At 71.8% G+C, this 14,624-nt stretch carries 12 protein-coding genes and 1 tRNA gene; 4 read left to right on the top strand and 9 right to left on the bottom strand.

The features are described 5' to 3' along the window. Positions 1–215 precede the first annotated feature (215 nt). The 7 genes from OIB37_RS16115 to OIB37_RS16085 all read right to left on the bottom strand — a co-directional run bounded on the left by OIB37_RS16115 (position 216) and on the right by OIB37_RS16085 (position 5,917). On the bottom strand, positions 216–722 hold the full coding sequence (locus OIB37_RS16115; RefSeq protein ID WP_330461866.1) for a hypothetical protein: 507 nt from the start codon (positions 720–722) through the stop codon (positions 216–218). Between the two features lie 52 nt (positions 723–774). After that, positions 775–1,377, bottom strand: coding sequence for an aminoacyl-tRNA hydrolase (pth, locus tag OIB37_RS16110; RefSeq protein ID WP_330458291.1), 603 nt, complete (start codon positions 1,375–1,377; stop codon positions 775–777). Between the two features lie 93 nt (positions 1,378–1,470). After that, a complete protein-coding gene (locus tag OIB37_RS16105) occupies positions 1,471–2,067 on the bottom strand; it encodes a 50S ribosomal protein L25/general stress protein Ctc (RefSeq protein ID WP_330458290.1) in 597 nt (198 codons plus the stop codon). A gap of 190 nt (positions 2,068–2,257) precedes the next feature. Beyond that, positions 2,258–3,238 (bottom strand): ribose-phosphate diphosphokinase, encoded by a 981-nt coding sequence (locus OIB37_RS16100; RefSeq protein WP_330458289.1) that lies wholly within the window; start codon positions 3,236–3,238, stop codon positions 2,258–2,260. 139 nt (positions 3,239–3,377) lie between these two features. Next, positions 3,378–4,826: a bifunctional UDP-N-acetylglucosamine diphosphorylase/glucosamine-1-phosphate N-acetyltransferase GlmU gene (glmU, locus tag OIB37_RS16095; RefSeq protein WP_330458288.1), complete on the bottom strand. Its 1,449-nt coding sequence runs from the start codon at positions 4,824–4,826 to the stop codon at positions 3,378–3,380. A gap of 131 nt (positions 4,827–4,957) precedes the next feature. After that, positions 4,958–5,033, bottom strand: a tRNA-Gln gene (locus tag OIB37_RS16090). 14 nt (positions 5,034–5,047) lie between these two features. After that, a complete protein-coding gene (locus tag OIB37_RS16085) occupies positions 5,048–5,917 on the bottom strand; it encodes a hypothetical protein (protein WP_330458287.1) in 870 nt (289 codons plus the stop codon). A 166-nt stretch (positions 5,918–6,083) separates the two neighbouring features. On the opposite strand from OIB37_RS16085, the gene OIB37_RS16080 reads away from it, so the two are divergent. Continuing rightward, a complete protein-coding gene (locus OIB37_RS16080; protein ID WP_330458286.1) occupies positions 6,084–7,400 on the top strand; it encodes a sensor histidine kinase in 1,317 nt (438 codons plus the stop codon). A 192-nt stretch (positions 7,401–7,592) separates the two neighbouring features. Here OIB37_RS16080 and OIB37_RS16075 read toward each other — a convergent pair whose 3' ends face one another. Together OIB37_RS16075 and OIB37_RS16070 are read right to left on the bottom strand one after the other, a co-directional pair. Then, positions 7,593–8,087 carry an SUKH-3 domain-containing protein gene (locus OIB37_RS16075; RefSeq protein WP_330458285.1) on the bottom strand — a complete coding sequence of 165 codons (495 nt, stop codon included), beginning with the start codon at positions 8,085–8,087 and terminating at the stop codon, positions 7,593–7,595. 113 nt (positions 8,088–8,200) lie between these two features. Beyond that, positions 8,201–8,716, bottom strand: coding sequence for a YwqJ-related putative deaminase (locus OIB37_RS16070; protein ID WP_330458284.1), 516 nt, complete (start codon positions 8,714–8,716; stop codon positions 8,201–8,203). A 313-nt stretch (positions 8,717–9,029) separates the two neighbouring features. On the opposite strand from OIB37_RS16070, the gene OIB37_RS16065 reads away from it, so the two are divergent. The 3 genes from OIB37_RS16065 to OIB37_RS16055 all read left to right on the top strand — a co-directional run bounded on the left by OIB37_RS16065 (position 9,030) and on the right by OIB37_RS16055 (position 14,585). Then, positions 9,030–10,025 (top strand): SMI1/KNR4 family protein, encoded by a 996-nt coding sequence (locus tag OIB37_RS16065; RefSeq protein WP_330458283.1) that lies wholly within the window; start codon positions 9,030–9,032, stop codon positions 10,023–10,025. Positions 10,026–10,035: 10 nt separating this feature from the next. Beyond that, a complete protein-coding gene (locus OIB37_RS16060; protein WP_330458282.1) occupies positions 10,036–13,119 on the top strand; it encodes an SUKH-4 family immunity protein in 3,084 nt (1,027 codons plus the stop codon). Positions 13,120–13,694: 575 nt separating this feature from the next. Next, on the top strand, positions 13,695–14,585 hold the full coding sequence (locus OIB37_RS16055; protein WP_330458281.1) for a cellulose-binding protein: 891 nt from the start codon (positions 13,695–13,697) through the stop codon (positions 14,583–14,585). The last annotated feature ends 39 nt before the right edge of the window (positions 14,586–14,624 follow it).

Raw genomic sequence — 14,624 nt, 5'->3', positions numbered from 1 at the left:
GCACACACGAAGGTGCCCCCGGAGTCACAGACCCCGGGGGCACCTTCACGTACATCACGGCACCGCACGGTTCACATGCGTCCGGTCACTCCACGGGTCACGTGCGTCCGGTCACTTCACGGTTCACATGCGTACGGTCACTTCACGGTTCACATGCGTACGGTCACTTCACGGTTCACATGCGTACGGTCACTTCACGGTTCACACGCGGCCACTCACTGCACGGCCACGAACGCCGCCGTCAGCAACACCGCCCCCGAACCACCCAGCACCCACGCCACCCGCGAGAGCCGCAGCCCACCCGAGGCCACCACCGCCGCCAGCAGCAACGCACCCCCCAGCGGCACCCAGGCGTACAGCACCCCCGCCGTCCCCGAACGCAACGCCTGCGCCGTACCGGGCTTCAGAACCACCTCGTACGACCGGCCCGCACGCACCGCCACCGACCGCGCCAGCACCACCCGCGCATGCGCCGGAGCACCCGCCGCCGCCGGCCTGAACGGACCCGAGCACCGCTCCCCGGCACACCGCGTCACCTCGACCGTGCCCGTCTCACGCCCCTTGCTCAGCATCACGTGCTGCGCGGTCCCCCAGGACCCCCACACCCCCGCGAACAGGATCAACAAGGTGATCGCGCCCATCGTCACGACCCGCCCGAACCGCAACGCGGACACGGACGCCTGGCGAGTGGAGGCGGCTGAGGCAGGCATGGCCGGGATCATTGGCCATACCCGCACGACCGGTCAACTCCGGCCCACCGCAAGGCAGGGCAAGTCAGGAGTTGTACGTCCCCTGCGCCCGCTCCAGACCCTCCACCACCAGACACTCCACCGCGTCCGCCGCACGGTCCACGAAATAGTCCAGCTCCTTGCGCTCCGCCGAAGCGAAGTCCTTCAGCACGAAATCCGCCACCTGCATACGCCCCGGCGGCCGCCCGATCCCGAACCGCACCCGGTGATAGTCCGCACCCATCGCCTTCGTCATCGACTTCAGACCGTTGTGCCCGTTGTCCCCGCCACCCAGCTTCAGCCGCAACGCCCCGTGATCGATGTCCAGCTCGTCATGGACCGCCACGATGTTCGCCACCGGCACCTTGTAGAAGTCCCGCAGCGCGTTCACCGGCCCCCCGGACAGGTTCATGAACGACATGGGCTTCGCCAGGATCACCCGGCGATTCGCCGGACCGACAGGACCGATCCGCCCCTCCAGCACCTGCGCCTGCGCCTTGCCCGCCCGCTTGAACTTGCCGCCCATCCGCTCCGCGAGCAGATCCACCACCATGAACCCGACGTTGTGACGGTTCATCGCGTACTCCGGCCCGGGATTACCCAGCCCGACGACGAGCCAGGGAGCGTTGGCGGGAGTGGTCACGTTCATCTCTCCTTGATACGCCCGACGGGCGGTCCGTGATACACGCCAGCCGCTGCCCCCCGAAGGGAACAGCGGCTGACCCGATGATGACTACGAGGCTCAGGCCTCGGCGACCTCGTCGCCCGCGGCGGCCTCGCCAGCGGCGGCCTCCTCGGCCTGCGCCTGCAGGACCTGCAGGACGACAGCGTCGCCCTCGACGGCCAGCGAGACGCCGGACGGCAGGGTGATGTCCTTGGCGTGGACGGAGGCACCGGCCTCCAGGCCCTCGATGGAGACCGTGACGGACTCGGGGATGTGCGTGGCCTCGGCCTCGACCGGCAGCGCGTTCAGCACGTGCTCGAGCAGGTTGCCACCCGGGGCCAGCTCACCCTCGGTGTGCACCGGGATCTCGACCATGACCTTCTCGCCACGCTTGACCAGCAGCAGGTCGACGTGCTCCAGGGAGCCCTTCAGCGGGTCACGCTGCACGGCCTTCGGGATCGCCAGCTCGTTGGTCTTGCCGTCGATGTCCAGCGAGATCAGGACGTTCGGCGTACGCAGCGCCAGGTGCAGCTCGTGACCCGGCAGGGTCAGGTGCAGCGGCTCGGAACCGTGGCCGTACAGCACACCGGGAACCTTGCCGTCACGACGGGTACGACGGGCGGCACCCTTGCCGAACTCGCTGCGAGTCTCGGCGGCGATCTTCACCTCGGACATATGGATCACTCCTCGTAGAACTAGGTACGGACTGGTCACCCGGCCACGAACGGCCTGCTACGAAGAGCGCGTCGATAACGGACCGCCACAGTCGCGAAAACGACTGCGGCCTCCCTCGCCGAGCAACTTGAGCAGTCTACTCGGGAAGGGAGGCCACACCCAAAAGGATCTTTCAGCAGGCCACGGCGGCCTACTGCTCGTCGAACAGGCTCGTCACCGAACCGTCCTCGAACACCTCACGCACAGCGTTCGCGATCGTCGGAGCGATCGACAGCACCTTGATCTTGTCCAGATCCGCCGCCAGCTCACCCGGCGTCGGCAGCGTGTTCGTGAACACGAACTCACTCACCCGCGAGTTCTTCAGCCGGTCCACCGCCGGACCCGACAGCACACCGTGCGTCGCCGTCACGATGACGTCCTCCGCACCGTGCGCGAACAGCGCGTCCGCCGCGGCACAGATCGTGCCACCCGTGTCGATCATGTCGTCGACCAGCACGCACACCCGGCCCTCGACCTCACCCACGACCTCGTGGACGGTCACCTGGTTCGCCACGTCCTTGTCACGACGCTTGTGCACGATCGCCAGCGGCGCACCGAGCCGGTCGCACCAGCGGTCCGCGACCCGCACCCGGCCGGCGTCCGGGGACACGACCGTCAGCTTGTTCCGGTCGACCTTGTCGCCCACGTAGTCCGCCAGCAGCGGCAGCGCGAACAGATGGTCCACCGGACCGTCGAAGAAGCCCTGGATCTGGTCCGTGTGCAGGTCCACCGTCAGAATCCGGTTCGCACCCGCGGTCTTCATCAGGTCCGCGATCAGACGCGCCGAGATCGGTTCACGACCACGGTGCTTCTTGTCCTGCCGCGCGTAACCGTAGAACGGCACGATCACCGTGATGGAGCGGGCCGACGCGCGCTTCAGCGCGTCGATCATGATCAGCTGCTCCATGATCCACTTGTTGATCGGAGCCGTGTGGCTCTGGATCAGGAAGCAGTCCGCACCACGAGCCGACTCCTGGTAGCGGACGTAGATCTCACCATTGGCGAAGTCGAAGGCCTTCGTCGGGACGACCCCGACACCCAGCTGGTGGGCGACCTCCTCGGCAAGCTCGGGGTGGGCGCGCCCGGAGAAGAACATCATCTTCTTCTCGCCGGTCGTCTTGATCCCGGTCACAGCACTGTCTCCTCAGAGGGTGTCTCAGCCAGCCGGCCGCTCGGCGGCCTCTCGGCTGGGTATGAGAGGCCGAATCGGCTGGTAGGGGTGCGGGTGTGCACTTATCACGGTACGCCGTATTTGGCGCACCTGTTTCCGGTCAGTCCTCGCCCGAGCCCTGGCGTGAAGCCGCCTCAGCCGCCTGCGCGGCAGCACTCCCAGGACGCTTACGAGCCACCCAGCCCTCGATATTCCGCTGCTGACCACGGGCCACGGCCAGCGAACCGGGCGGCACATCCTTGGTGATCACGGACCCGGCGGCGGTGTACGCACCGTCCCCGACCGTGACAGGCGCCACAAACATGTTGTCCGAACCCGTCTTGCAATGCGACCCGACGGTGGTGTGATGCTTGCTCTCACCGTCGTAATTCACGAACACGCTCGCCGCACCGATGTTCGTGTGATCACCGATCGTCGCGTCACCGACGTACGACAGATGCGGAACCTTCGTCCCCTCACCGATCGACGCGTTCTTCGTCTCCACGTACGTACCGATCTTCGCCTTCACACCGAGCCGCGTACCCGGACGCAGATACGCGAACGGCCCCACCGACGCCTCCGCGCCGATCCGCGAGCCCTCCGCCACGGTGTTGTCCACCCGGGCCCCCGCACCCACCCGGGTGTCGTGCAGCCGACTGTTGGGCCCCACCTCGGCACCCCGGCCCAGCTGGGTCGACCCCGACAGCTGCGTCCCCGGATGCACCACCACGTCCTGCTCGAAGGTCACGGTGACGTCCACCCACGTGCTCGCCGGGTCGACGACCGTCACACCGTCCAGCATCGCGCGGGTCAGCAGCCGGTCGTTCAGCGTGCGACGCGCCTCGGCGAGCTGCACACGGTTGTTGATACCGGCGATCTCCCGGTGGTCCACGGCCACCGAAGCACCCACCCGGTGCCCGGCCTCCCGCAGGATCCCGAGCACGTCGGTCAGATACTCCTCGCCCTGGCTGTTGTTCGTCCGCACCTTCTTGAGCGCGTCCGCCAGCAACTGCCCGTCGAACGCGAACACACCACTGTTGATCTCCCGGACCGCCCGCTGGGCCTCCGTGGCGTCCTTGTGCTCCACGATCGCCGTCACGGCGCCGGACGCCTCGTCCCGGACGATCCGGCCGTAACCGGTCGCGTCCGGCACCTCGGCGGTCAGCACGGTCACCGCGTTGCCGTCGGAGTGGTGCGTGGCGGCGAGCCGCGCGAGGGTCTCACCGGTGAGCAGGGGCGTGTCGCCGCAGACGACGACCACCGTCCCGTCCACCGCCCCGCCCAGCTCCTCCAGAGCCATCCGTACGGCGTGTCCGGTGCCCTTCTGCTTCTCCTGCACGGCGGTACGGACCTCGCGGTCGATCCCGGCCAGGTGCTCGGTCACCTGCTCGCGGGCGTGACCCACGACGACGACCAGATTCGCGGGGTCCAACTCGCGGGCGGACGCCAGTACATGACCGACCAGGGAGCGGCCGCAGATCTCGTGCAGGACCTTCGGTGTGGCCGACTTCATACGGGTGCCCTCACCCGCTGCGAGAACGACGACGGCTGCCGGGCGAATGGCGCTCACGGGGTTGCCCTTCGGCTCTGGATGGGTGGGGGTGACAGCCGCAGGATACCGGGGTGGGGGTGGGGGGATACGAGTGCGGGCCCTGACGGTGCAGTCACCGGTCAGGGCCCGAACCTGGGTCTTGTGTGCTGTGGCTCCCCCGCAAGGATTCGAACCTTGTCCTACTAGATCCAAAATCTAGTGTGCTGCCAGTTACACCACGGGGGACAGCGCTTCAGACCTTACCGGAGACGGGCTGCTGTGCCAGCAACTATCCCGCTCCACCAACCCTCGATGCGCTGGTACAGCTCGGCGCTCTGGCGCACCGTGACCACGAGACAACCGCGGTAGCCATCTCCCGTGTTCTTGCGCACGGTCTTCGGGTTGTGATGCTTCAAGGTCGTCTTGCCGAACGAGCTGAGGTCCGACCGGACCACGTCCGCCCAGTAGTGCTCTGCTGCCGTGACGTCGGCCGACTCGTGGATCATCACCCGGTAGCAGATGCGCTCACGCTCGACGCCGAGCAGCTCCAGCCATGCGAGGAACAAGCGGATCATTGTGGCGTCGCTGTTCACGAAGACCACTCGCTCACGTCGGGCGTGGGGCTTGTCCTTCGTCCCCTCGGACCAGTACAGCGCGACGCCGGCGATGAAGAGGTCACGGTCGGACGCGTGGCCGATCTCCCGGGCCGCAGACGCCTTGGTGCACTGCCGTCGTTCCTCTCGCACGGCCAGCTCGTGCTCCCATCGCTTCTGCGCGGCGAGCTTCGCCTGTTCCGCGGGATCGCGACGCTCCGGCTTCGGCAGATCCCGTACCCACAGCGAGATCGAGCTTTTCGAGCACCCGAGCGCCACCTGGATCTGGTCGTACGTCCGGCCCTGAAGCCGCAGCTCCCGGGCCTTCTCCCGCAGGTCGTCCTTCGCGTTCGGACGCTTCGTCCATTCCGGTGGTGGCTCCCCTTTCACCAGCTGGTTGAGGATGTCGTTGTTGAAGACCTTGAGCTCGTCCCGGATCTGCCGGAGGCTGCGGCCCTCGCGTCGCAGTGCGATCGCTCGCTCCCGCAATCCCTCGAAGTCCCCGTACCTGCCGTTCGTGCCTGCTGGATGTGCCATGGGCATACCGTCCGACCGGAATGACCTGTTCCGGCATCGAACGGGGATGGTTCAGCAGTTCGAGGGATATCCGCGGGTTTCGAGGCCTTCCCGCGGCGGTGTGTGGTGGGAGCGGGTAGGCGAAAGTCACCGGAAAAGCCCCCGTCTGCGCCCGTAGGCTGGAGGCATGACCACGACGGGGGAAGAGCATGCCCGGGCCCTGACCGGCCCGTGGTGGTGGGCGAGGTGGCGCAGTGCGGTGCTCGACGGGAGTCTCGCGCTGGTGTCGGCCGTGGAGTGCGGCGCGGAGGGGATTCCGTTCGCCCGGGACGCGGGTGTGCCGTTGTCGCTGGGGATCGTGTTCGGGCTGATCGCCGGTTCGGTGCTGTTGGTGCGGCGGAAGTGGCCGATCGCCGTGGTGCTGGTCGCGATCGCGATCACGCCGGCCCAGATGGGTTTCCTGATGGGCATCGTGGGCCTGTACACGCTGGCGGCGGCGGAGGTGCCGCGGCGGATCATCGTGGCGTTGGCGGGGATGTCGTTCCTGGGCACGATGATCGTGACGTTCGTGCGGGTGCGGCAGGACATGGCGCGGGGTGATCTGACCCTGGGGGACTGGTTCGTCCCGTTCGCTTCGATCGCGACGTCGTTGGGGCTGACGGCTCCGCCGTTGCTGCTGGGGTTGTACGTGGGTGCCCGGCGCCGGCTGATGGAGAGCCTGCGGGAGCGGGCGGACAGTCTGGAGCGGGAGCTTCAGCTGCTCGCGGAGCGGGCGGAGGAGCGGGCCGAGTGGGCGCGGGGCGAGGAGCGGACGCGGATCGCGCGGGAGATGCACGACGTGGTCGCGCATCGGGTGAGTCTGATGGTGGTGCACGCGGCGGCGTTGCAGGCGGTGGCTCGGAAGGACCCGGAGAAGGCGGTGCGGAACGCGGCGCTGGTGGGGGACATGGGGCGGCAGGCGCTGACCGAGTTGCGGCAGATGCTCGGGGTGCTGCGGGCGGAGGGCGGTGTGGGCCGGCCCGCGGGGCCGGGGCCGCTGGCCGCGGTGGGGGTGGCGGCGGCCGAGGCGGCGTCGCGGGCGGTCTCCGAGGCGGGGGCGTCGGGTGACGGGCCGTGTCTGTCGGAGCTGGAGGAGTTGATCGGCCAGTCCGCGGCGGCGGGGATGGTGGTGGACCTGTCGGTCGAGGGGGTGACGCGGTCGTACGCGGCGGTGGTCGAGCAGACGGCGTACCGGGTGGTGCAGGAGGCGTTGACGAACGTCCACAAGCACGCGGCGGGTGCGAAGACGTATGTGCGGCTGGCGCATCGGCGGGCGGAGATCGCGATGCAGGTGGAGAACGAGTCGCCGCCGGAGCCGGGGTCCGCGTCGGCGGCGGGGCTGCCGTCGGGGGGCAACGGTCTGCTGGGGATGCGGGAGCGGGTGCTGGCGCTGGGTGGGGTGTTCGTGTCGGGGCCGACGGATGCGGGGGGCTTTCGGGTGTCGGCGGTGATTCCGGCGGTGTAGGTGGCTTGGGTGGCTCGGGTGGCTTGGGCGGGTCGAGCTGCTCGGGTGGCTTGGGCTGCTCAGGTGCTCGGGCTGCGTGGGTGGCTCGGGTGGGTTGGGCTGCCCTGGTTGCCTGAGTGGTTGGGCTGCCCGGGTTGCTTCGCGTGGTTGGGCTGTTCGGGTGAGGTGCGTGGTGGGTCGGGCCGGTTGTCGTCAGCCCCCGGTGAGGCGGGTGGGTTGCAGGCCGGTGATGAGGGCGGCCAGGGCGTGGTCGATGTCGGGGCCGAGGTACCAGTCGCCGGTGTGGTCGAGGGCGTAGACGCGGCCTTCGGCGTCGATGGCGAGGAGGGTGCCGGTGTCGGTCTCCTCGCCGAGGGGGCTGACCTCGGTGGCGAGGGCGCGGCCGAGGTCGCCGAGGGTGCGGGCGAGGTGGAGGCCGTGCAGGGGGTCGAGGTGGAGGGTGGCGGCGGCGATCTGTCGGCCGCTGCCGTGCGGGTTGACGCGCAGGCCGCCGAATTCGGCCCAGGCCTCGACGGCGGCGGGGAAGACGGTGTGCCGGTGGCCCGCGGGTGAGGTGTGTTCGCGCAGTGCGTCGGCCCAGATCTCGGCCTGCTTTATGTCCCAGCGTCCGGGTTGCCAGCCGGCGGCGCGCAGGGTGGCGTCGACGGGGGTGGCGAAGCGGGTGGTCGCGGTGCGGTCGGGGTGCATCGGCCCTTCGATCGTCGTGCTTGCGGGGTGGTTCCGGGGGTGCGCCGGGCCGGGTGTCCGTCCGGTGCGGGGGTGGGTGCCGGACGGGTGCCGGACTGGTGCCGGGTGGGGTGTCAGGCGCCGGTTGTCGGCGGGCTGACGATGTAGATGCCGAAGTGGGCGCTGAGGGCGGTGCAGGCGCGGCAGGGGGTGGCGAAGCGGCCGTGGAGCGGGTCGCCGTCCTCGCGTATGCGGCGGGTGGTGAGTTTGGCCTGCTTGAGGACCCGGCGTGCCTCGCCGTTGGTCATCGGTTTGCGGGCGGCGCGTTTGCTGCGGGTGGCGTCGGCGGCGGCGATGTGCCGGGAGATGAGGATGGTCTCGGCGCACCGTCCGGTGAAGCGGTCGCGCTGGCCGCTGGTGAGGGTGTCGAGGAAGTCCTGCACGAGGGGGTGCAGAGGTGGGGGCTGGTCGCCGCGGGCGGCGGTGCCGGTGAGGGTGGCGCCGCGGACGGAGAGCGCGGCGGCGACGGTGGGCAGGATGCCGTCGCGGCGGTACAGAAGGGTGGGGGCGGACGGTGTTTCGGTGCCGCTCCAGCCGATGCGAGGGTCGCCGGCGCGCACGTCGGTCCCTCCGGTCTGCATCGTGTTCATGATCGTTCTTTCCTCCCCGGGCATCCCCCGAAGGACACAGAGTGCCAAATGCCGTGGCTGGTGCGGTAGCTGGGGCGGTGCGACACGCGGGGGCGGGGCTGGGGGTGACGGTGGGGTGACGGCTGGTCACGGAAGTGGCGGGGTGGGCCGTCGGCGGCCGGTGACCGGTGTGCGTGTACCGCATAGGCTGTCGGCACCGCGACGGGCGCGGTCAACGCGTCGGTGACGTTGGAGAGACAGTCGGATACGGGTCGTGGCGTGCCGTACAGGGTGCGGCGTCGGCTCGTACAGAGTGCCGCAGGGGGCAACCGCCATGACGACAGGTCGGCTCGGGCAGCAAGCCGCGCCGCCGAACGCGGCCTATGCCGGGCAGGTCGTGCACTTCCCGGATCCGGTGCGGGCGGCACGTCACCCGCGAGGGGTACGGGTGGACGAGCGCGGTTACCCCGATTTCGCGCCGTACGCGCGTGCGGCGGTGGAGATCGCCGAGCCGCCGGAGGGTTTCGGTGTCGACGAGTTGCGGCTGACGGACTACGTGTCGGCGAACGCGGCGCTCGCTGCGACGGGGCATGAGCTGTGGGACACGGTGCCGGCGGTGTCGACGCCGCACGGCTGGACGTGGCATCACGTGGTGGGTTCGCGGCGGCTGGAGTTGGTTCCGGTCGATGTGAAGGCGTTGCTGCGGCATCACGGTGGAGTGGCGACGACCGCGGTGGACCACGCCAAGCGTGGGACGCGGCCGTTGAACGAGACGCGTCCGGCGCACTTCGGGCTGCCGAAGTCGGGTGTGGCGGTGACGGAGTCGCAGGTGCAGGGTGTCGAGGAGGACCTCGGCTACCGGTTGCCGGGTGCCTATCGTTCGTTCCTGAAGGCGGCGGGCGGGTGCGCGCCGGTGGGTGCGGCGCTGGACGCCGAGCTGGGGCTGTTGCTGGACCAGCCGTTCTTCACGGTGCGGGACGAGGCGGCGGTCAATGACCTCGTCTATGTGAACAAGTGTCTGCGTGACCATCTGACGAAGGACTATCTGGGCGTCGGGTTCGTGCAGGGTGGTCTGCTCGCGGTGAAGGTGCGGGGCGAGCGGGCCGGTTCGGTGTGGTTCTGCGCGTACGACGATGTGCGGGACGTGGATCCGTCGTGGTCGCCCGCCGAGCGCGTGGAGCGGTTGCTGCTGCCGTGCGGTGATGACTTCGACGCGTTCCTGTCGCGGCTGGCCGGTGATCCGCCGGAGTTGGAGACGGTGGCGAACCTGATGGTGGACGGCGGGTTCGCGCGTGCCGTTCCGGTGTCCTCGGCGTCGGTGGGGGAGTGAGGTTCGGGCGATGGTGACGTTTGCGCAGGCGCAGGAGCGCGCCGAGGAGTGGATCAACGGGGACGTCCCGGCGTACCAGCACCGTGAGGTACGGGTGCGGGAGTTCGAGCTGGGCTTCGTGGTGTGGGGCGAGGACCGTGCCGAGGGGCCGCGTGCGGACGCGGGTGGCCAGCGGCTGGTGATCGCCCGGGACAGCGGGGAGGCCACGTTGTGGCCGGCGTTGCCGGTGGGTGAGGTGATCCGCCGGTACGAGGAGACGTACGGCCGCCGTGACGAGGTCGAGGACGCGATGCCGGCGCCGGCTGCGGCCCGGGTGGATCTGAACCAGACGTCGTTCCTGCTGAGTCCGCCGGAGTGGTTGCAGGAGGCGGCGGACAAGCTGGGGCTTCCGGACCGGCGGGGAGAGGGCGGCGCCGCCGCAACTCCGGGGGCGGGGCCGGTCGGTGCCGGTGCCGGTGTGGATTCCGGTGTCGGCGGCGGGGGTTCCTTCGGCGGCGGCGGGCTTGCCGAGACGCGAGGCGGGGGACCGGGAAGCACGGGGCCTGCGGGGCCTTCCGGGCCTTCTGTGCCCGGGCCTGCGGCGCCTTCCGCTCCTGCGGGAACTGACGGTGCGGGTGCGGCGGTCGGGGCCGCGGGCGGTACGTCGTGGCCGGCGGCGGGCGCGAGTGCGTCCGGCGCGCCCGAGGTGCCCGTGGGGGCCACTCCGTGGGCCGGTACGGACACGAACGCCGATGCGGGCGACGACCGTTCGGTGCCGCTTCCCGCGACGGTGTTCGCTCCGCCGCTGAGCGACGCGGACGAGGGCGCCGGCAGGCCGCCGGTGGCCGTACCGGACGCGAAGACGGCGCTGATGTCGGGGGGCAGTCAACTGCCGTCCACGGCGGTCGCACCGGCCGTCGACGCCGCCGGTATGCCGGGCGCCCAGGCCGGGACGGCGGCTTTCGCCGCTCCGGGTATGCCGGGTGTTCCGGGTGCGCCGCAGGGCAGCACGCCGCCGCCTCCGCCGGCTGGACCGGATCAGGCTTACCCGCAGACGCCGGGTGCGCCCGCCTACCCTGCCGCGCCCGGTGTTCCCGGTGTTCCCGGTGCTTCGCAGGGCAGCACGCCTCCGCCGCCCCCGGGCGCTCCGACGTACGGCTACCCGCCGGGCGTCCCGAGTGGTCCTCAAGGGGCTCCGGGTTACGGCTATCCGCAGGCTCCGGGTGGCACGCCGAGCGCGCCGCAGCCGTCTGTCGGCGGTCCGGCCGCGCAGGGGCGGCCGCTGCCGCCGAACGCCGGGGACATCGCCGATGCCGCGACGAGCAAGGCCGCGCCGCCGCCGCGCAAGGGGCGCGCCGGTCTGGGCGCGGCGCCTCATCCGCCGGGCGCGCCCGGCGCCCCCGGCGCGCGTCCGGGGAGCGTGCCGCCTCCGCCCGGAGCCCCGGGTACGCCGGGTACGCCGGGTGCGCCTGCGGGTGGTTACGTGCCGACCCAGCTGATGGCGCCCGCCGCCGGCCCGGAGGGTGCCGGCGCGGGGCAGGCGCCGGGAGCTCCCGGCATGCCGCCGGTCCCCGGCGCGCCTCAGCCTCCCGGTGCACCAGGCGCCCCGGGTGCTCCTGGCATGCCGCCCGTTCCCGGCGCACCCCAGCCTCCGGGTGCCCCGCGGGGCCCGCAGGCTCCCGGCTTCCCGGGTGCGCCTGGCGTGCCCGCTGGCCCGGGCGGCCCGCACGGTGCCGTGCACCATGCGGAGACGGTGCTGTCGGCGCCTCCCGTGGGTGGTCCGGGTGTGCCACTTCCGCCTCCTGCGGGCGGACCGGGCGTACCCCCTCCGCCCCCGCCCCCTGCGGGTGGTCCGGGCATGCCTCCCCCGCCCCCCATGGGTGGTCCGGGGATGCCCCCTCCGCCCCCCGCGGGCGGACCCGGCGTACCTCTTCCGCCTCCCGTGGGTGGTCCGGGGATGCCTCCTCCGCCCCCCGTCCCCGGCGCGCTCGGTGCTCCTGGGATGCCGCCCGGTGCTCCGCAGCCCATGCCCCCCGGGGCGATGCCGCCGCCCGGGGCGATGCCGCCCCCGGGCGCGATGCCGCCGCCCGGGGCGTCCATGCCGGGGCAGCCCGCGGCGTACGGGTTTCCGCAGCCGGGGCAGCCGACGGTCGGGCCGGGGTATCAGGCCGTGCTGCGCTACCGCGCGCAGGACGGTTCGGAGCAGCAGCTGATCCGGCGTTCGGCGCCGGGTACGCCGCACCCGGAGTGGCAGATCTTCCACGAGCTGCGGGGCATGAACGTGCCGCCGGATCAGGTGCTGGAGCTGCACACGGAGTTGGAGTCGTGTGAGCTGCCGGGCGCGTACTGCGCGCGGATGATCCGGGAGCAGTGGCCGCAGGCGCGGATCGCGAGCATCGCGCCGTACGGCACGGATCACGCGAGCCGGCAGCAGGGCATGCAGCAGTTGCTGGCGCACCAGGGCGAGCTGCACCAGGTGGCGGACGGTCCCGCGCGGCCGGCGCCGGTGCGGGCGCCGCTGACGCCGGTGCAGGCCGCGCCGCCGGTTGCGCCGGAGGGTATCGCGCAGGAGCTGGCGGCGGTGTTCGGGCCGGGGGTGTTCCGGTTCGAGCAGCAGGCGGTGTCCCGGCAGGGCGTGCCGCCGGTCGTGGCGCACACGCTGGTGGTGGCCGGACTGCCGGTGGATCTGGGCCCGTTCTTCTGGGCGCAGGCGCAGCCGGGCCGTCCGGTGCCGACGCTGGCGGAGCTGGCGGCCGAGCGCGGGGTGCTGCCGGCCTCGGATGCGGGGTCGTACCTCGTGATGGGTACGGACTTCGGCAAGGCGATCTGTGTGCAGTACGGGACGGCGAACATCGTCGCGGTGCCGGTGGAGGCGGGGCCGGGCGGCGCTCCGGTGCCGCCGCAGTTCGTGAACACCGGTCTGCCGGAGTTCGCGCGCTGTCTGGCGCTGCTGGGCCGGATGTGGCGGCTGCGGTTCGGTCTGAACCAGGAGCAGGCGGGCCGCTGGACGGTCGACTTCCAGGCGCAGCTGGCTTCGCTGGACCCGGCGGCGCTCGGGTCGCCGGACAGCTGGTGGTCGGTGCTGCTGGAGCAGATGTGGGACGGCCTGCTCTGATCTGACGTCCTGCCCGGCCGCACCGGCCGTACCAGCAAGCACGCACCGCGCCCAGCCTCCCCGTACGGAGGCTGGGCGCGGTGTTCGTGCGGTGGCTCCCGGTGGCTCGGCCGGGCAGCCGGTCCATCAGCCACCCGCACAGTTCCTCGGTGATCGCCGTGTGCGGTGTCGTCGTGGAGGAGCAGTGGAAGTCGGCCGGTTCGCTCTCCGCCGGGTCGACGTCGTCGATGCGGACGTACAGGCCCTTCTGCTGGTCCAGGTCGGGGACGGAGACCGCGAGCGGTGCCTCGCCCTGCCCCTCACCCGGATGGGCGCGGCGGAGCGGGGGAATCCGCGCGGGTGCCGCGCGGGCGGGTCCGGGGTGTCGCCGCGCCCGTCGCCGGACCTGGGAGGCCGTACGGCGGTGCGCCGACCGGGCGCGATCCGGGCGTTGGGCGGTCGCGTTCCCCGCCGCCCCGGCCGGTCCGCCCGTGACGTACGCGCGGAGTGTCGCGTTATGAACCCTTACGCCTGATCCATCAGGATATGCGCGAAATCATCCTGTCGTGTATGTCCACCGGAGAGGGGTGCCCTGGGTGAGCAGCGCATCGATGACGCCGCACGGTTTCGTGACCGTCCGGGGGCGCGGCTACCGCCCCGACCAGGCCGACGCGTACACGGAGGCGCTGTCGCTGGACCGGGACGCCGCGTGGGAGCGTGCCGCGCGGCTGACCGTGCTCGCCAAGGAGATGGAGGCGGAGGCGGCGCGGTTGCGGGAGGTCGTGGCGCGGCTCGCGCCGCAGGCGTACGAGACGCTCGGGGAGCGCGCGCAGCGGCTGTTCCAGATCGCGCGGGAAGAGGCGGCAGAGGTCCGCGAGCGCGCGCGGTGCGCGGCGCGGCAGCGGGTCGCGGACGCCGAGGCGGGCGCCGCCGACGCGCTGCGGGCCGCGCGGGAGGACGCCGCCGCCCTCCGCTCGGAGGCGGAAGGGCGCGCCGCGCGGCGGCTGCTTGCCGCGCGCGCCGAGGCGGACGACCTGCGCGTCGGCGCCCGGCGGGAGGTACGGGAACGGCGCGGGCAGGCCCTCGCCGGGCTGCGCGAGGCGCGGCGGCGCGCCACCGGCGTGCTCGCCGAGCGTTCCGGGGAGCGGGACGAGCGGTGGGCCGCGGCCGGGCGCGAGGAGGCCGCGCGCGTGGCCGGGTTCGAGGCCCGCCACGCCGAGCGGGTCCGCCGCGCGGAGGCCGCCCTGGCGGAGGCGGAGCGGGGGCTCGGCCAGGCCGGGGAGTCCGCGCGCCGCTGCCAGGAGGAGGCGCGCGCACGAGGCGCCGAGATCATCGCCGAGGCCCGGGTGCGCGAGGAGCGCCTCGCACGGGAGACGGAACGCGTCCTGCGCGAGCACGGCGAGAGGTGGGACGAGGTCCAGGCGCAGATGGACGACGTGCGCAACAGGCTGATGGCGCTGACGGGGAGAGCGGCGGCGCTGGAGTAGGCGGGCCGCCCCGCCACTTCCTCGCCTCGTCCCGCCGCC

Origin of the sequence: Streptomyces sp. NBC_00820, assembly GCF_036347055.1 — a bacterium.
Taxonomy (GTDB): Bacteria; Actinomycetota; Actinomycetes; order Streptomycetales; family Streptomycetaceae; genus Streptomyces.
This window is presented reverse-complemented; position numbering and strand designations above follow the sequence as displayed.